This window comes from Halopiger goleimassiliensis, assembly GCF_000455345.1.
Lineage (GTDB): Archaea > Halobacteriota > Halobacteria > Halobacteriales > Natrialbaceae > Halopiger_A > Halopiger_A goleimassiliensis.
Genome location: NZ_HG315691.1, coordinates 176,104 through 192,718, shown reverse-complemented (window position 1 = coordinate 192,718; position 16,615 = coordinate 176,104). Strand labels below are relative to the sequence as shown.

The window sequence follows — 16,615 nt, the reverse complement described above, 5'->3', positions numbered from 1 at the left end:
CTTCCGTCGGCCCGACCAGTCCGAAATCCTCCTGGAGCGTGTCGGGTTCTTCGGCGTAGGCGACCGTCACGCCGCTGGCAAACCGGAGGAAGTGACCGGCGGTCCGTTCGAAGACGTGCGCCAGCGGCAAGTACGCGACCGCGACGGAGTTCTCGTCGACGGTCGGCGCATCGTCGGGTTTGTCCGGGCGCGGGCCGAACCGTTTGCGATTGCCGTTGACGTTCGAGCGGAAGTTCCAGTGGGTGAGTTTCACCCCTTTGGGCTTGCCCGTCGTCCCGCTCGTGTAGATCAGGCTCGCCAGGTCGTCGCCGTCGATGTCGTCGATCCGCTCCTCGTAGGCCTCGAGATCGAACGTCTCCTCGCCGCGGTGGTAGACGTCCGCGAGGGTGTAGACGTCGTCGCGGTCGTCGTAACCCTCGAGGTCGTCCATCGAGACGATGAACTCGAGGTCGAGTTCGTCTTCGACCTCGAGGACTCGCTCCAGGAGGGCCTCGTTCTCGACGACGACGGCGGAGGCGTCCGGGTCGTCGAGCAGGTACTGGACCTGGTCGGGCGAGGAACTCGTGTAGACGGTCGTGATGACCGCGCCGAGGCTCAACAGCGCGAAGTCGGTCTGTGCCCACTCCATGCGGGTGTTGGCGAAGATGCCGACGCGGTCGCCCTTCGCGACGCCCAGGTCCCGGAAGCCTGCCGAGAGCTTTCGAACGACGTCCCGCATCTCGGCGTAGGAAATCGCCTCGAACTCCCCGTCCGGGGCTTCGGGGAGAACGGAGTCAGTCAGCGACCGGTCGTAGATCCCACCCTTGTACATCTGGGCGGCCTGATTCGTGTACCGGTCGGCTGCGTCCTCGTACATCCGTGCGAGGTTGCTCTCCCCGATGACCTCGTCGTCGTATGCTCGTTCGGCCTCCTCCCAGTCCATAGTTGTGTGGGAACGCATTCCCTGCGATAAAACGTGTCGAAATCGCTTGCAGCGGTCGAATCGTTTATCTCCGTTCGTCCACCATCGGTCGCCGTCTGGACCCGTCGAATGAAGGGGGTGCCCTCGGGCACCCCTCTGTCTCTCAGTCGCGCTCGTCGAGGTAACCGAGTACGCCACGGACGTTCATCCGCGCTTCGGCGCTGACTTTCTCTTCGGTCCAGGCCCCGTCGAGGGCGGCGGTGTCGCCGAAGTAGTCGACGACTGCGTCGTCGTCGCCGAGTTCGTCGCGCTTCTGAGCGACGGCCTCGACCCACCGCTCGAGGACGCGGCCGTACTCGTCGAGCGCGCGCTCGAGGTCGTCACCGACCTCACGGGGTCCGAAGTGTGTGTAGAGGAGGACGTCCGGATCGATCGCTTTGATGGTCTCGAGGTCCGCGAGACACTCCTCGAGGTCGAAGTCCGACGGCGGCGAGGTTTCCTTGATCTCCTCGTTCTCGGGGACCCAGATGCCGGCGGCGTCGCCGGTGAAGACCGCGTCGTTCGCGGGGTCGTGGTAGACGACCTGGTGGAACGCGTGGCCCGGCGCTGCGTGGACCCGGAGTTCGTGATCGCCGAGGTCGATCGTCTCGCCGTCCTCGAGTTCGCGGATGCGCGCTTCGGGGATCGGTTTCGGTTCGACGTAGTACTGCCACTGGTCGCCGACGGCGGCTTTCGTGCCGGCAACCAGTCGGGAGGGGTCGGCCAGAAGCCCCGCGCCGGGAGCGGGGACGCAGACGTCGGCGTTCGGACACGCCTCCGCGAGGAAGCCGGCCCCGCCGGCGTGATCGAGGTGGATGTGGGTCACCGCGATGACTGCCACCTCCTCGCGGTCGATACCGACCTCGTCTACGGCCTCGAGGACGTACTCGTGGTTGGTGCCGATCCCGGTTTCGACGATCGCGGGGCGCTCGGCGTCGAGCACGTAGGCGGCACCGTACTCGGGAGTGTCGTACATGCCGGTGTCGACGTAGTAACAGTCGTCACAGCCGTCGATCGTGACCTTCTCGACCGTTCCGGGGGTCATACTCCGGGAATTGCGTCGCCCAGTCCTATAGTAGCCACTGAAACTCGTTGCACAGTTGTTCGCGGGGCAACCGCCGGTGCTCGTCGCAGTCGCCAGTACTGGGCGTTTCGCCGCGGGGAGCCGTTACGCCCTTTGGTGTTCGTTCCCTCGGGCCACGTATGGACTCGAGTGGCCCCACTGCGACGACAGGGCCATCGGTGAGCGGCGTATGAGTACCGACGACTCCAGGACCGGTTCCCGCTGGGCCGTCGTCCCGCGGCTGCTCGTCGTCTCGGGGATCGGACTGTTCCTGGGCGTCGTCGCGTGGATCGTCGCGTTCGCCGAGACGCTTCGTCCCGTAGACGTCGTCCTCGGTGTCGCGCTCACCGGCGTTCCGGCGCTCGGAATCGTCTGGGCGGGCGCGTTCCTCGAGCGCAGCGAGGTCCGAGTCGAACGGTATCGACGGATCGCTGGCTGGACCGTCGGCGTCTGTCTGGTCTTTCTGCTGATCAACCTCGCGATGATAGTCCCCTACCCCTGGGAACCGTCCGTCGTCCTCATCTGGGGGCTCTGGTCGGTCGTGTTCGGTGTGCTGGGCGGATTCGCCGTCGGCTACGTCGAGGCACGTGCCATCCAGCGGGCGGCCGAGGCGGCGGCCGAACGGGCACGGGCCGAGCAACTCGAGGAGGAACGCGAGGTACTCGGCTACCTGAACGATCTGTTGCGCCACGAGGTGTTCAACAGCGCCCAGATTATCGCGGGCCACACCTCGCTGTTGCTCGACGACGACCTCGACGAACGCTCCCGCCAGCGTCTCGAGACGATCCAGCGCGAGAGCGAGTCGCTCGGCGACGTCATCGAGGACGTCCGGGCGATGCTCGAGGCCAACCGGACCGGCGTCGACTCGCAGGTCGATCTGTCGCGCCTGCTCGCCGACACCGTGGCGGGAGTGCGATCGACGTATCCCCACGCGACGGTCGAGCTAACTGCCCCGGAGTCGGTGGCCGTCACGGGAAACGACGGCCTCAGGTGGGTGTTCTCGAACCTCCTCGAGAACGCGGTCGAACACAACGACGAGGAGCCACGCGTCGACGTCCTCCTCGAGACGACCGGAGACGAGGCGGTCGTCACCGTCTCGGACGACGGTCCGGGCATCCCGCCCCGGATACGGGCGGACCTGTTCGAACGCAAATCGCGCAACCACGGCCTCGGCCTCTACCTGGCTCGCATCATCGCGAACCGGTACGACGGCACCGTCGAACTCGCCGAGACCGGACCCGAAGGGAGTACGTTTACCGTCCGGTTGCCGCTGGCTTCGGACGGGACAGCAGACGCCGACGGTGATCGCGCGAGCGCCGCCGATCCCTCTCGAGCGGATCTCGACGCCGTCCGTTCCTCGGAGTAGGCCCGACCAGGACTCACTCCTCGGATCGGGCCTTCCACTCGCCGATGCCCGAGGGATCGAGGTGGACGTGCGCGTCGCCGACCTCCTCGAGCGCGCGCAGGCGGTCCACGAGTTCCGATTCGACGTCGTGGGCGCGACGGAACGGCATGTCGCCGTCGACCTCGACGTGGACCTCCACCTCGAGGACGGTGCCGTCGTAGAAGACGGCCAGGTCGTGGACGCCCTCGACCTCGGGGTGGTCCTGGAGCGTCCGGGTGATCGCCTCCCGCTGGTCCGGCGAGGCGGCCGCGCCGGTGAGGTAGTCGACGTTCTCGCGGCCGATTTCGACCCCCTGATAGACGACCAGCAAACTGACGAGGCCGCCTGCCAGCGGGTCGAGCAGCGGCTGCTCGAGGAGGACGCCGACGATGCCGACGACGGCGGCGATCGAGGTGTAGATGTCGTTCAGGCAGTCCGTCGCGAGCGCGGTCAGCGCCGTCGAGTCGAGGTCGGCGTTGACGAACTCGGTGTACCGGTAGACGAGGTACATGTCGACCATCGCGAACCCCAGCGCGGCGAGCAACAGGAGGCTGGGCTCCGGCGGGTCCGGCACGAGCAGCCCCTGGACGGACTCCCGGAGCAACAGGAGACCGAGCAACGCGATGACGGCCCCGACGAACAGCGCCGTCAGGGGCTCGATCCGGTCGTGACCGTGTGGATGGGTGTCGTCCGGTTCGTCGAACGACCGTCGGCCCCAGACGAAGACGACGAGGCTCGCGGCCAGGTCCGCCACCGAGTGGGCCGCGTCCGCGATCAGCGCGACGCTGCCGAAGGCGAGTCCCGCGGCCCCCTCCACGAGGATCTTTCCGGCGTTCCCGGCGACGTTTACCCCCGCCGCCTTCGTGAACTGCCGCCGCCCGTCGCCCCCTCGAGCCATTGCCCGATTTAGAGCCAGTCTAACCTTGGGTCTTTTCCTTCCCGCTCGACTCGAGGGTTCCCGGCCGTCTCGAGGCTACGACGCGTCGGTTCCGGCGGGCGCACTGTAGGGAACCGGCCCCGAGAGCGACGGCGACTCCGCAACGCTCATGGCGGATCTGCGACAACGACGGCGTATCCGGGCGATGGGGCCCGCCTAACCCAACCGCCGACGGCGTGGAGTCGATCGCCGTTCGGCTGACGGTCCCTGTCCTGACAGACAGCTATGACGGCCCGTCACCCACTCGTCCGCCTCGAGACGTTCGCCCTGATCGGCATCGGCGGCTTCGCCGGCGCGAACCTCCGGCTGTTCGCGACCGGGATCGTCCCGGAGGTTCCGGGCGTGTTGCTGGTCAACGCCCTGGGAAGTTTCGTACTCGGCTTTCTGGCCTACGAGGCCGAGTACGCCGACCTCCTCGACCGGCGGTCGCGACTCGTCTTCACTACCGGCTTTCTCTCGTCGCTGACGACCTACAGCACGTTCGCCGTCCAGGCTTCGCTGGCCGCAGAGCCGTGGCTGCTCGGGGCCATCGTCGTCGGCAACTACGGCTTCGGTTTCGGGGGCGTGCTCGCCGGTCGGGCGCTCGCACGCTGGATCACGACCGGGATCCGGGCGACGGCCGGAGGTGAGACGGCGTGACCCTCGTGGGCTGGCTCGTCGACGCTGTACCGCTCGTCCCGTTGCTGACCGACGCCGTCACGTTCGATCCGGAGCCGGCACACCTCGTCGGTACTGGCGGTGCGATCGGCGCGAGCCTCCGCCACCTGGTCTATCTGCGGTTCTCGGGCGACCGCTTCCCGACCGCGACGCTCGCGGTGAACGTGGTTGGTAGCTTCCTCCTCGGCGCGGCGGTCTTCGCCGGCCTGGGGGAGTCGACGATGCAGTTACTCGGCGTCGGGATCTGTGGCGCGTTCACCACGTTCTCCTCGTTCTCGGTCGAGACCGTCCAACTGTACGAACGCGGCGACCGCGCCCTGGCCGTCGCGAACGCCGTCGGCAACCTCGTGCTCTCGCTGGCGGCGGTCGGCCTCGCATGGGCGCTCGTCGCGGCCGGACCGATCTGAGCGCCGTCGCGAACGTGTCACGTTCGCGGAGGTATCGCGTTCGAGTTGTTTCCCGCTCGAGCGACCGTCCAGCGCTCGGACGTGTCCTCCCCGTGATCGGTTTCGCCGACTCGCTCCCGGTACACTTAACAGCCAACTGGGTGATTCCCTGATATGAGTGTCCGGGGCGACTTCTGGTCGATCTACCGCGAAGCGCTCCCCATCCTGATCGTCGCACTCGGCGGCGGGTTGTTCGCCGGAGTAGTCCTCGAGCAACTGATCGAGAGCCTCGAGCGCTTTCCCGGACTGTTCGTGATGATCCCCGTCTTCCTGGCGACTCGGGGGAACGTCTACGGGGCGCTGGGTGGTCGGATCGCCAGCGGCCTCCACCAGGGGTTGATCGAACCCCGCTTCGAGTGGGACGAACGGCTCGTCAACGCCGTGCTCGCGTCGTTCATCAACGGTATCGGCATCTCGATCGTGATCGGCGCACTCACCTGGGCCGTCCTCGAGTGGGTCCTGCGCTGGGAGGAGGTGGCCGCGCTGTACGAACTCGTCGGGATCATGCTGATCTCCGGCGTGTTGACCTCGGTCGTCCTCATCGCCGGCCTGCTCGCGTTGATCTTCGTCGGCTACCGCTACGGCTTCGACCCGGACAACCTCGTGGGGCCGATCGTCACCACGCTCGGCGACATCTTCGGCATGTTGTTCATGCTGCTGGCCGTCGGGCTGATGGAGGTGATGGTGTGACCTCGCGATCCACGGAGGTGCGTCGCTGATGGTCGTCCCGGGGGGCTCGCTCGGCACCTGGGACTGGCGATCGATCGTCGGCAACATGTTCCCGCTGCTCGTGGTGCTGTCAGTCATCGTCCTCTGGGCCGGGATCACGCTCGAGTCGGCCGAGGAGGAACTCGCCAGGTTCGCCGTGCTCGCGGTGATGGTGCCGACGATGGTCGACATGGGCGGCAACCTCGGCGCGATCCTGAGTTCGCGGCTCTCGACGCGCTTTCACCTGGGAACGACGGAACTCGACCCACGCGATCGGGAACTGTGGGGTCCCATCGCGGCGGTGCTCGCGCTCGCGGCGACGATCTTCACGGCCCTCGCGATCGGTGCCGCGGCGATCGATTACCTCTTTTTCGGCGCGGAGGTCGGCCTCGTCCCGCTGTTGACGATCTCGCTGGTCAGCGGCATGTCCGTCGCCGTCCTCGCCGTCGTCTTCAGCTTCCTCGCGACCTACGGCTCCTACCGGCTGGGGATCGACCCCGACGACACCACGATCCCGATCGTCACCAACGTCGTCGACGTCTTCGGGATGCTCATCTTCATCGGCGTCTCGAGTCAGGTACTCGGCTTCTGAACGCCGCGCGTCAGACGCCCGTCGGCCGGTCTGCCGGGCGTCTGACGGAGTTTCAAGTGTCCCGATGTGGCCGTCGTCTCCATGTCCGAGGACTCCCTCGACGTCCGTATCGCCCGTCAGGTCGCCGCCCGCGAAGCCGTCGATCCGATCGCGCTCGAGCCCCCGCTGTACGAGGTGATCGACCTCGAGGCGCTCGAGGCGCTGGTGACGCGCCGCTCCGGCGACCTTCAGGACGCCACCAACGCTGACGATGCCGAGGACGCCGACGACGGTGCGGACGGCGAGGACACCGAGGACGCGCCCACGTTCGCGGGACAGCTCTCGTTCGAGTACTGCGGCTACCTCGTAACGGTCGATGACACGGGTGCTGTGGACGTCTCGCCGGCTTCGGGCGACGGCGACGTCGATGCTGGAGCCGACGGTGACGCTCGAGCCGACGTCGGCGGTCCGGTGACTCGATCCGGGGACTGGTCTGTCGGTCGTTCCGGTGCCCGCGCCGAACGCACGCGATGACCCGAGCGATCGTTCCCTTCGCCGTCGCGACCGCGGTGCTCGTCGTGGGCGTGATCGTCTACTTCGAACTCGTGCTCGCCCTGCTCGAGGCGACCGCGGGGACCGACGGGGGACCGATCGATCCGATCTGGCGGCTCGGCGGCTGACTCGCGAGAGCGTCGACACCAGAGCAAACCGGCGTCAGGCCGTCGACAGCGCCTCGAAGTCGGCCGCGGCGGTCCGGGTCCCTTTCGAGATGAGCACGTCGCCGGCCTGCAGTTCGACGTCGCTGTCGCCGACGAGGATCCATCCCTCTTCGGGCCGGCGGATCGCGATCACCGACATCGTCGACTCGGCGTCGGGAACGCCCGCGGAGACGGCGGTTCCGTCGAGGTCGCTGCCCGCGTCGACCTGGACGCGGGTGATGATCTCGTCGCTCTCCTCGACGGCCAGTCGGACGACCGGGTGGACGTCCAGGTCCCGGAGGACCCCCTCGCTGATGTCGACGGCGGCGTCGCTGATGACCTCCGTGCTGCTCCCGAGCTGGATCAGGCCCCGGAGGACGACGGGGTCCTCGGCGTCGGCGGCCGCCCGCAGCGTCCAGGCTCCGAACCGGGACTCCATCGCGTCGACCTCGACCTCGAGGTTGCGGACCTCCTCGGCCAGCCCCTCGCTGTCGAAGAGGACGCTGCTGTAGGCGAGGTCGACCGCCAGTTCCGAGAGGTTCTTCATGTGGATGATGGTGTCGACGGCCCGCTCGAGGTCGTCGACCTCGGCCCCGTCGTCGACGACCGGCGACTCGTAGGCCCTGCCGGTCAGCGTCTCGTAGACCTCGTCGATCGCGGGTTCGGGACCCCGGAGGAGGGCCACGTCGTCGGTCTCGACGGTCGTCGTCGGGCCGGGGTTGAGCAGCCACTCGTCCCCGCGGCGCAGGGCGATCACCCGGACGCCCGTTTCCGACTCGAGGTCGATGTCCTGCAGGGTTCGGTCGGCGTACGGCGAATCGGCGTCGACGACCCCCCGGACGAGCGTCTCCGCGGCCTCGGGCAGTGCGGCTCGCATCGCCTCGGGCAACCCCATCTCCTCTAAGACGACCTTGGCGATGTCGCCGGCGGCGTCGCTGATGTCGTCGGCCGCGCCGACGATCCCGAGCACGGGGGCGAGTTGCTCGGCGTCGTCGGGGTTACGAACCGCCATCATCAGGCTCATCCGCGCGCGCAACTCGAGGACGTCCATCCGTTCCTCGAGGCGCAGCACCTCCTGGGCGAGTTCCGCGTTCCGGTGGAGGACGGCCGAGTACGAGAGGTCGATCAACAGCTCCGCGGTGTCTTTCATCTCGACGAGTACGTCCTTGACGCTTATTGGCTCGTACTCGACCGATACCGACGACGCTTCCCCCTCGAGCGGATCCATACTGTTACCCAGTGTGCCCCGGGGAAAAAGCGTTTCCCGCTCGGAACGACCGCCGTTCGTCGGGTCGGGGTCGATCGTCCGGACGTGAGACGGGGACTGGCTCGCTCGAAGCGGTCACCGCGCCCCGCGAACGACGTGGCCGTATTTTAGCACGGCGACGAAGACGGCCCCGCCACACGCGTTGCCGAGCGTCGCCAGGACGAGGAAGGCGAGGTAATCGAGCGGCGTGACGGCCGAAGAGACGAACAGGCCGAACAGCACCTCCACGTTCCCCGCGATGGAGTGGGGCAGGTGCAGGAGCGATATCGTTCCGGTGACGATCCAGATGAGGGCGATTCGACTCAGCGTCCCCTGTGCGGCCGTGATCAGCCAGGCCAGCAGTCCCATCAACCAGCCGGCGAAGATGCCGGCCACGAACAGCCAGTGCAGGTCGTGGCTGACGAGTTTGTGCGCGATAGTCTCGAACGCCGCCGGCGAGACGACGCCGAGGTCCGGCATCAGGATAACCGCCAGCAACGTGAACAGCAGCCCTCCGACGATGTTACCCAGGTACACCAGTCCCCAGAGGCGGCCCAACTCGCCGACCGAGGCCTGCCGATCCAGCACCGGGATCACGGCCAGCGTGGTGTGCTCGGTGAACAGTTCCGAGCGCCCCAGGATGACGAAGAGAAAGCCGACGGCGTAGACGCTCGCCAGCACCAGTTCGGTCGTCAGATCACCGAACCCACCCTGCGACAGCGTGAGTACGACCGCCATCAGCAGCGGCCCGAATCCGATGTCCAACCCCGCGGAGAACCCCGAGAGCAACAGTCCAGACGTCTCGCGGCGGATCTCGTGGAGTCCGTTCTCGATCAGCGAATCGAGAACGTCCCGCGTCGGTATCTGGTCCATGACGGCAATTCGCTCCGGCTCTGAGCCAGCCACTCGTATTCACCTAGTCTCGACCTCGCCGTCTGACTGCTGTCTATCTTTTCATCCCGCGGACATCCCGGACGGTTTTCGAGGGTCGCGTCTCGGTGCGCCGTCGGGTCCCGTGCTCGCGTCCCGAAACGCTCTCACTCCTCGCCTGCGTACGGCCCGCCGATGGTGGACGTACGAGTCGCCGACGACGAGACCGACCGCGAGGCCGCGCTCGACGTTCGACACGCGGTGTTCGTCGAGGAACAGGGCGTCGATCCCGACCTCGAGATCGACGAGCACGACCCCGACGCGACCCACTTCGTCGCCGTCGACGGCGACCAGGCGGTAGGTGCCGCACGCCTGCGCACGCTCGAGGAGAGCGACGCCGTCGGAACGGTCGAACGCGTCGCCGTCCTCGAGTCCCGCCGCGGGGAGGGCATCGGCCGGCGGCTCATGGCCGCCGTCGAGCGCGAGGCCGCCGCGATGGGCCTCGAGACCGTAACACTCCACTCTCAGACCCACGCCGCCGACTTCTACGACCGGTTAGGGTACGAGCGCTCGAGCGACGTCTTCGAGGAGGCCGGCATCCCGCACGTAGAGATGCGCAAGTCGGTATCTGTCGGGGACCGGAACCCCTAGTCGAGTCGAGAGAGTTTGCCCGTTCGTTCCTTCCGGATCACGTCGCGGACGAACAGCCGGAGTTGTCGGCACAGATCCTCTCGGCCGTCGTAGGCGTAGATACGCGCCTCCCACCGATCACGAACGGCGGCTATCATCGCGCTCGAGACGCCCGATTCGTGGACGAAGAACACCCGTTCGCGCCGGTGAGCCGCGTTCGCTTCGTCGAACAACGCTTCGAGGACCGAACCGACCTCGATGCCGACACCGAGGTTGTCGCCGACCGCGGGCACCACGTACGCCACCACGTTGCTCGCTCGAGCGAAGGCGATACTTTGCGATGCTGCGTCCATTTCGGCGAGCGGCACGTCGACGTCGATCGCGAGAAACGCATTGACGCCGGCGACGGTCCGGAGGTGGTCGCGAACCTCGAGCAGGAGATCGAGTGCCGCCTCGTCGCGCTCGAGTTCTCGGTCCGCGTCGACGAGCGTTCCGAAGTCGATCGATTCGGGAACCGCGTCGGGATCGGTGGTTTCGAGCACCCGTTCGACGTCGAACGCTTCGTACGGCCCCATCAGGTACACGAGAAACCGTGATCGGGGGACGTCGCCTAGCTCGTCGACGATCCGGTCGCGCATATTTCGGCTACTCATCGTTATTATATAAATAACGGTGTTTTCAGCGGTTTTTGACTCAGAGAACGTTTATACTGGTGGTCGTTCAATCGATACACATGGTGGAGTCCGAGCGCTCGGCGGGACGATCGGGTGACGAATTACTGCCCGGGCACAGCGTTCTCTCGCTCGAGGAGTATCTCGCGATGCAGCGTTCGATCGGCAACGAGACGCGGTTTCGCGCTCTGAACGCGCTGGTCGAGGACGGCCCCCTGAGCGCGGGCCAGCTGCGGGAGCGACTCGAGATCCGATCGAACGCGCTCCACTACCACCTCGACGAACTCGTCGACGTCGGACTCGTCGAGAATCGCAAACGCAAGGAACCCGATTCCGACGGCCTCTACTCGTATTATCGAGCGACGTCCCTCGGTGAGGGTATTCTCGAGCACGGCGTCCGCGAACTCATGCGCCGCGAGTGGGACGCGCTCGAGGAGTACAGTTAGCCCGCATCGCTTGGAGCCGTCGTGCACGATTCCGGGTGTGGATATATCGCGGATGGAAACGGGCCGATCGAGGACCGACTGTTGACAACAGGATCGAGAACACAGCGAAAGCCCCCGACCGTCTCGAGTCGGGGGGCTCGCTGCGCGCCTCGGTCTTCGACCTGCGGTGCTTGCATCGCCCGCCTTCCTCGAGACGGTCGGCCCCTTTCAGTCCCGCCCAAAGCCTCACCCTCCCCAGCCGACTTCTGCTCACGGGTGCTGCGCACCCGTTCGCATGGTTCGCGGAACCTTCGGTTCCGCGCTAACGCTCACTCCGTTCGCTCGCCCCTCGCGGATTAGCGAACCGTCCTTCTCATCAGTTCACGGTTCACTCCGTTCACCGTTCGCTTTCCGAGATGCTTCGCACCTCGCTTTGCTCGGACGGTTCGCCAGCGCGCCATGTGGCCGGGAGCGCGGCTCCGCACAATAGGTGTGGAGCCGCGCGACCCGGGGAAGGGCAGGCCCCTCCTGGCGGACTGAAAGGGCGAGCCGCTGTGGCGTTTCATATAGTCGCTTCAGCGACCCCTATCCGCGCTTGCGCGGATATGTCGCTGAGCGACCGCCACAGCGGCGAGGGCTTTCGAAGTGTTCGACGTTCGAGTTCCCACTGCACTCACGAAAATCACATCACCGACTTGATCGAGAGGTGATCAATTCACACCCGAAATTGAACGCTGAGGAGGGTGCTGAGTCGCGACTGTGATGGGCTGATCAGCCGAAGTACGTCTCCCACTCCTGGACGGGCATGGACTCGCCGGTGACGCCGTCGGGGCCCTGCGCAGCGAGCAGGACGGCGGCGTCGTTCATCACGTCGGGCTCGAGGATCTCCGCGCGTTCCTCGTCGGGGAGGTGCGCCCAGATGTCGGTGTCGACCCGGCCGCCCGGATCGAGGGCGTTGACGTTGACGCCGTGGGGCTCGGCCTCGAGCGCTGCTGTTCGCGTCAGGCCCTCGAGCCCCCACTTCGAACTGACGTAGGGGCCAGCGCCCGCGACGGCGCTGCGGCCGAGCCCGGAGGAGACGTTGAGCACGTTGCCTCGACCCTGCTCGTACAGGTGCGGCAGGACGGCCCGGGTGAAGTAGAAGGCACCGGTAAGGTTGACCCCGAGGACGGTGGCCCACTCCTCGTCGCTGACGGCGGTCAGTTCGGAGCGCTCGTCGGTCATCCCCAGCAGGCTCACCCCGGCGTTGTTGACGAGGGTGTCGATCCGGTCGAACTGTTCGAGCGTGCGATCGACGACCGCCTCGACGGCGTCGCTGTCGCGAACGTCCGCGGGGACGACCAGCGACTCGCCCGGCAGGTCGTCGGCGATCTCGTCCATCCGCGCCTCGTCGCGGGCGGTCAGGGTCACCCGCGCGCCCTCCTCGGCAAAGCGTTCGACCATCGCGCGACCGAGCCCGCGGCTCGCGCCCGTGAGGACGATGACGTCGTCCTCGAGTGTCGACATACGATCGCCAACGCGAGCCGCGGCCTTCAACGCTGGCCTCGAGGGGGCTGGTTCGGCTCGAGTGGGGACGATTCCGCGATCGATCAGCGACCGCCGAGCCGTTCCCGGGCGTACCGCCCGGCGAGGCCGAGGATCGCCAGCGCCATCGCGACCGCGAAGGCGACGACGAACGCGGAGGCCGGTTCGGTGACCGTCTGCAGTTCGTCCTGGACGAACTCGCCGGCGAGGACGACGGCGACGCCGAACAGCGCGAGACCGCCGACGTTGGCCGCGAGCGAGTTCGTCTCGGGGACGACCTCGGGATCGTTCAGCAGGTAGAGGATCACCGCCAGCGCGAACGGCGTCCCGACGAGGCCGAACGCGAGCACGAGGACGAGTACCTGGAAGAAGGCGGCCCCGAGGAACGCGCCGGCCGCGGAGGCGAGCGCGACGACGACGACAGCGCCGCGGTAGCGGGGGTCGTCGACGGACTGCTCCCAGCCGAGTTTGTCCGCGAGCAGGTACGGCGGGACGATGGTGTTCCCGCCCAGCGTCGAGACGGCCGCGCCCCAGAGCCCCAGCAGGAACAGCCACATGGCGTGTTCGCCGGCGATCGGTCCCAGCGCCTCGGCGGCCTGGATCTCGTCGATCGAACCGGGATCGGCCACCACCCCGGGAAGGACGCTCCCGGCGACGAGGAAGACCGCGAGGCTGAAGATCCCGAAGGCGACGAGCATCGAACTCGCGACGTCGAAGGTCGCGATATCGCGGTCGCGCTCGGTCCAGCCGCGGGCCCGCATCGTGTAGCTCTGCATCGTCAGCAGGGTGATGTGGACGGCACCACCGAGCACCCCGGCGGCGACCAGCGCGCCGTCGACGCCCGGAATCTCGGGCACGAGCCCGGTCACCGCCTCGCCGGGGTCGATCGGGACGACGAACACCGAGGCGACGAACGCGAGGACGACCAGCGAGACGAGCAGTTTCGCGCCGATCTCGGCGAGTCGGTAGCCGCCGCCGGCCAGTCCGAGCGCCAGGATGACCGCCCACGCGATGCCCCAGAATCGGGGATCGGTGAGCAGGGCGCTCCCGACGCCCGCGGTGGCGGCGATCGTCGCGCTCACCTCCGCGAGCGTCAGCATGATCGCCAACTGGGCCAGGCCGGCCGCGAGCACGGCGTCGATCACGAGCACCCAGGCCCAGAACGATCCCAAATGCTCCTCGACGACGGCGACGATGCCGGCCTCGGTGAGCAGCCCCAGCCGCATCGCGAGGTACTGCCCGACCGCGCCCAGCACCGCCGAGAGGACGACCACCCACAGCAGCGCGTAGCCGTACCCAGCCCCGGCAGTCAGCAGGCTGGCCATCGTCGCCGGGCCCGCCGCGATCGCCCCGGCGAGCCAGGTCGGTCCGAGTCGTCGAATGAACGTGCCGACGCGTCCGATCGGTCCCGTCTCGGTCTGCGTTGCCATCGCCGGTGCTTGCGAGAGCGACGATAAAACTCCGTGGTATTCGCCGCTATTCTGATTGTTTGGGTGATATACCTGGGGCGGCTGGCATCGCTCGAGGGCGTACCAGGGTCCCGACCGTCCGACAGGTCCCGAGCACCGCGGCCGTCATCTCTGCGGCCGTCGTTGCTCGCATAGGGAACGACCGAGCGGAAAACGATAGGGAGCCACGACCGCTCGAAAAAGCGGGAAGGTCGGATACTACCGCCTCCGACGGGGCGGGCAGACAACTGTGGAGACGGGGAGGCGTCGGGCGAACGCCTCGACCGGTTACTCGCCGCCACCGGTCACGGGCGGTAGCCGAATCGAGGACGGAGACGGCCATTAGTATGCGCCGAATTCGCGGACAAGGAACCGCTTACGCCCTCGATAGGTGCCCCTTACGGCCGGTTCGGCACCCGCTCACGGGGAGCGCCGGGCTCACTCGAACCAGAACGTGCCGTCCTCTTGGACGACCTCGCCGTCGATCTCGAGTCGGGAGTTCTCGCCCACGTCGGTGATCATGTCGACGTGGACCGCCGACTCGTTGCCCGACTCGCCCTCGGGGAGGCAGGCGTCGTAGGCCCGGCCCAGCGCCAGGTGGACGGTGTCGCCCATCTTCTCGTCGAAGAGGATGTTGTCCGTGTAGCGGTCGATGCCGCGGTTCATCCCGATGCCGAGTTCGCCGAGGCGCTTCGCACCCGCGTCCGTGTCCAGAATGTCGCCGATCACGTCCGCGCCCTGCTCGGCGTCGTAGTCGACCACCTCGCCGTCGTCGAACTCGAGGCGGACGTTCCGGACGGCCTCGCCCCGGATCGTCATCGGGACGTCGAAGGTGACCTCGCCTGCGGTGGCGTAGGGCGCGGTGAAGACCTCGCCGCTGGGCAGGTTGTGGGAGTCGTAGGCGACCGAGGCGGCGCTGTTGACCGCGGTTCGGCCCTCGATGGTCATCGTCAGGTCCGTCCCCTCGGAAACCAATCGTACCTCGGAGCCCTCGTCGAGGCGCTCTTTCACGCGGGCCATCTTCTCGGCCAGCGCCTCCCAGTCCCGCAGGATGGCGTCGTAGGCGAAGTCCTGGTACTCCTCGTAGGCCATGTTCGCCTGCTGGGCGAGCGAGCGGGTCGGGTGGACCGTCGACACCCAGCGCGTGTCGTAGCGGGCCTCGCGGATGCCCGCTCGAGCGGTCCGGTAGGCCCGGCGGGTCTCCCCGGGGACGTCGGCCTTCGCGCTCGTGTTTCGCTCGCCGCCCAGCGAGAGGACGACGTCGGTCGCCTCGAGCAGCGCTTTCTCGTGCGTGGCTTCCGCGAACTCGCCGTCGTGGGCCCGGAGGTAGGCGCGGGTGACCTCGTCGTCGCTGTACGTTGCGAGCAAGTTCGCCCCGCGTTCGCCGAGTTTCTCGGCGACGGCGACGGCGAGTTCGTGGGCGTCCGGCCCGACCGAGAGCACGACGTCGTCGTCTTCCTCGACGCGGGCGCTCCAGTCGACCAGTACCTCGGCGTGTTCGCGGACGCGTTCGTCCATGCCCGGTACGTACGAGAGGACGGATAAAACGGTCCGGGCTTCGGCAGCCGACTCGAGACCGCCTCGAGATTAGGACGTCGAGGTTGCGGGATCAGGACGCGACTTCGGTCGCCGTCGTGCCGTCGCGCGAGCGAACCAGGTGGACGACCGCGTAGACGACCGGCGTGTCGAGGACGGCGATGGCGAGTTTCAGCAGGTACTGGCCGAGCATCAACCCGAGCAGCGCCTGTGGGGGGAGGAGGTTCCCGACGCCGAGGACCGCCGGCGCGAGCGCGAACGCGACGCCGACGAAGATGACGGTGTCGATGGCCTGGCTGGTGGCCGTCGAGCCGATGTTTCGGAGCCAGAGGCGCTGCCGGCCGGTGTACTCCCGGATGCGGTGGAAGACGATCACGTCCCAGTTCTGGCTGACGACGTACGCGAGCAAACTCCCGAGGACGATGTTCGTCGACGGACCCAGCGCCGCCGCGAACGTGTCCGGATCGACGCCGGTGGGGGCCGCAGGGGCCGCGATGGTCGACCAGACCAGCGCGAGGACGACGAAGTTCATCGCGAACGCGACGTTGACGACGATCTGGCCGGCCCGCCGGCCGTAGAGTTCGGTGTAACAGTCGCTGGCGAGGAACGTCAGTGCGTACGCCAGCGCCGCGCCCGGCAGGAACAGTTCCGACCCGGTCAGGGGTATCTCGAACGGCAACTGGAACGCCAGGATCTTCGCGGCGGTCAACTGGGCCGTCACCAGCGCCGTCACGAACAGCGCGATCAGGCCGACCTGCGCGACCGTCGGCGTCCCGGGGGAGTTCGATCCGGTCGTCATACCTCGCGCGTTTCCGGTCGAGCGACGTAAACCGTTCGAGACGGATCGACGCCGCCGGGAAC

General features: G+C 67.4%; 19 protein-coding genes. 9 read left to right on the top strand and 10 right to left on the bottom strand.

What is annotated here, in order from left to right:
* Both TX79_RS19910 and TX79_RS15750 read right to left on the bottom strand, forming a co-directional pair.
* The coding region (locus TX79_RS19910) for an AMP-binding protein (RefSeq protein WP_230198598.1) at window positions 1–922 on the bottom strand (922 nt) is incomplete at its 3' end.
* A 142-nt stretch (window positions 923–1,064) separates the two neighbouring features.
* Window positions 1,065–1,985, bottom strand: a complete 921-nt coding sequence (locus TX79_RS15750) for an MBL fold metallo-hydrolase (RefSeq protein WP_049928601.1) — start codon at window positions 1,983–1,985, stop codon at window positions 1,065–1,067.
* 208 nt (window positions 1,986–2,193) lie between these two features.
* Here TX79_RS15750 and TX79_RS15745 point away from each other — a divergent pair, with 208 nt between their 5' ends.
* Window positions 2,194–3,369, top strand: coding sequence for a sensor histidine kinase (locus tag TX79_RS15745; RefSeq protein ID WP_049928600.1), 1,176 nt, complete (start codon window positions 2,194–2,196; stop codon window positions 3,367–3,369).
* A gap of 13 nt (window positions 3,370–3,382) precedes the next feature.
* Here the strand turns inward: TX79_RS15745 and TX79_RS15740 are convergent, their stop codons facing one another.
* Entirely contained in the window at window positions 3,383–4,285 is a 903-nt protein-coding gene (locus tag TX79_RS15740) for a cation diffusion facilitator family transporter (RefSeq protein ID WP_049928599.1), read from the bottom strand.
* Between the two features lie 264 nt (window positions 4,286–4,549).
* On the opposite strand from TX79_RS15740, the gene TX79_RS15735 reads away from it, so the two are divergent.
* The 6 genes from TX79_RS15735 (at window position 4,550) to TX79_RS19415 (ending at window position 7,386) form a co-directional block, all read left to right on the top strand.
* Complete coding sequence (locus tag TX79_RS15735; protein ID WP_049928598.1) at window positions 4,550–4,963, top strand: fluoride efflux transporter FluC; 414 nt, start codon at window positions 4,550–4,552, stop codon at window positions 4,961–4,963.
* A 5-nt stretch (window positions 4,964–4,968) separates the two neighbouring features.
* A complete protein-coding gene (gene crcB, locus TX79_RS15730; RefSeq protein ID WP_154660596.1) occupies window positions 4,969–5,388 on the top strand; it encodes a fluoride efflux transporter CrcB in 420 nt (139 codons plus the stop codon).
* 153 nt (window positions 5,389–5,541) lie between these two features.
* Window positions 5,542–6,117 (top strand): magnesium transporter, encoded by a 576-nt coding sequence (locus tag TX79_RS15725; protein WP_049928596.1) that lies wholly within the window; start codon window positions 5,542–5,544, stop codon window positions 6,115–6,117.
* Window positions 6,118–6,145: 28 nt separating this feature from the next.
* Window positions 6,146–6,727 carry a magnesium transporter gene (locus tag TX79_RS15720; RefSeq protein ID WP_049928595.1) on the top strand — a complete coding sequence of 194 codons (582 nt, stop codon included), beginning with the start codon at window positions 6,146–6,148 and terminating at the stop codon, window positions 6,725–6,727.
* Between the two features lie 81 nt (window positions 6,728–6,808).
* Window positions 6,809–7,240: a HalOD1 output domain-containing protein gene (locus tag TX79_RS15715; RefSeq protein ID WP_049928594.1), complete on the top strand. Its 432-nt coding sequence runs from the start codon at window positions 6,809–6,811 to the stop codon at window positions 7,238–7,240.
* Complete coding sequence (locus tag TX79_RS19415) at window positions 7,237–7,386, top strand: hypothetical protein (protein ID WP_154660562.1); 150 nt, start codon at window positions 7,237–7,239, stop codon at window positions 7,384–7,386. Before TX79_RS15715 ends, TX79_RS19415 begins: the two co-directional genes overlap by 4 nt.
* A gap of 34 nt (window positions 7,387–7,420) precedes the next feature.
* Here the strand turns inward: TX79_RS19415 and TX79_RS15710 are convergent, their stop codons facing one another.
* On the bottom strand, window positions 7,421–8,632 hold the full coding sequence (locus tag TX79_RS15710) for a potassium channel family protein (RefSeq protein ID WP_049928593.1): 1,212 nt from the start codon (window positions 8,630–8,632) through the stop codon (window positions 7,421–7,423).
* A 114-nt stretch (window positions 8,633–8,746) separates the two neighbouring features.
* On the bottom strand, window positions 8,747–9,523 hold the full coding sequence (locus TX79_RS15705) for a formate/nitrite transporter family protein (RefSeq protein ID WP_154660561.1): 777 nt from the start codon (window positions 9,521–9,523) through the stop codon (window positions 8,747–8,749).
* Between the two features lie 192 nt (window positions 9,524–9,715).
* Between TX79_RS15705 and TX79_RS15700 the strand changes: the two genes are divergently transcribed.
* Window positions 9,716–10,171 carry a GNAT family N-acetyltransferase gene (locus TX79_RS15700; protein ID WP_049928591.1) on the top strand — a complete coding sequence of 152 codons (456 nt, stop codon included), beginning with the start codon at window positions 9,716–9,718 and terminating at the stop codon, window positions 10,169–10,171.
* Here TX79_RS15700 and TX79_RS15695 read toward each other — a convergent pair.
* Window positions 10,168–10,803, bottom strand: coding sequence for a DUF7509 family protein (locus tag TX79_RS15695; RefSeq protein WP_230198597.1), 636 nt, complete (start codon window positions 10,801–10,803; stop codon window positions 10,168–10,170). The genes TX79_RS15700 and TX79_RS15695 overlap by 4 nt on opposite strands.
* Before the next feature lie 80 nt (window positions 10,804–10,883).
* On the opposite strand from TX79_RS15695, the gene TX79_RS15690 reads away from it, so the two are divergent.
* The gene (locus tag TX79_RS15690) at window positions 10,884–11,267 is read left to right on the top strand and encodes a winged helix-turn-helix domain-containing protein (protein WP_049928589.1); all 384 of its coding nucleotides are present in this window, start codon (window positions 10,884–10,886) and stop codon (window positions 11,265–11,267) included.
* Between the two features lie 750 nt (window positions 11,268–12,017).
* On the opposite strand, the gene TX79_RS15685 is transcribed toward TX79_RS15690, so the two are convergent.
* The 4 genes from TX79_RS15685 to TX79_RS15670 all read right to left on the bottom strand — a co-directional run bounded on the left by TX79_RS15685 (window position 12,018) and on the right by TX79_RS15670 (window position 16,553).
* The gene (locus TX79_RS15685; protein ID WP_049928588.1) at window positions 12,018–12,752 is read right to left on the bottom strand and encodes an SDR family oxidoreductase; all 735 of its coding nucleotides are present in this window, start codon (window positions 12,750–12,752) and stop codon (window positions 12,018–12,020) included.
* A gap of 83 nt (window positions 12,753–12,835) precedes the next feature.
* Window positions 12,836–14,200: an NRAMP family divalent metal transporter gene (locus TX79_RS15680; RefSeq protein WP_049928587.1), complete on the bottom strand. Its 1,365-nt coding sequence runs from the start codon at window positions 14,198–14,200 to the stop codon at window positions 12,836–12,838.
* Between the two features lie 456 nt (window positions 14,201–14,656).
* Complete coding sequence (locus TX79_RS15675) at window positions 14,657–15,736, bottom strand: aminopeptidase (protein ID WP_049928586.1); 1,080 nt, start codon at window positions 15,734–15,736, stop codon at window positions 14,657–14,659.
* Window positions 15,737–15,827: 91 nt separating this feature from the next.
* Window positions 15,828–16,553, bottom strand: a complete 726-nt coding sequence (locus TX79_RS15670) for a queuosine precursor transporter (RefSeq protein WP_049928585.1) — start codon at window positions 16,551–16,553, stop codon at window positions 15,828–15,830.
* Window positions 16,554–16,615: the final 62 nt, after the last annotated feature.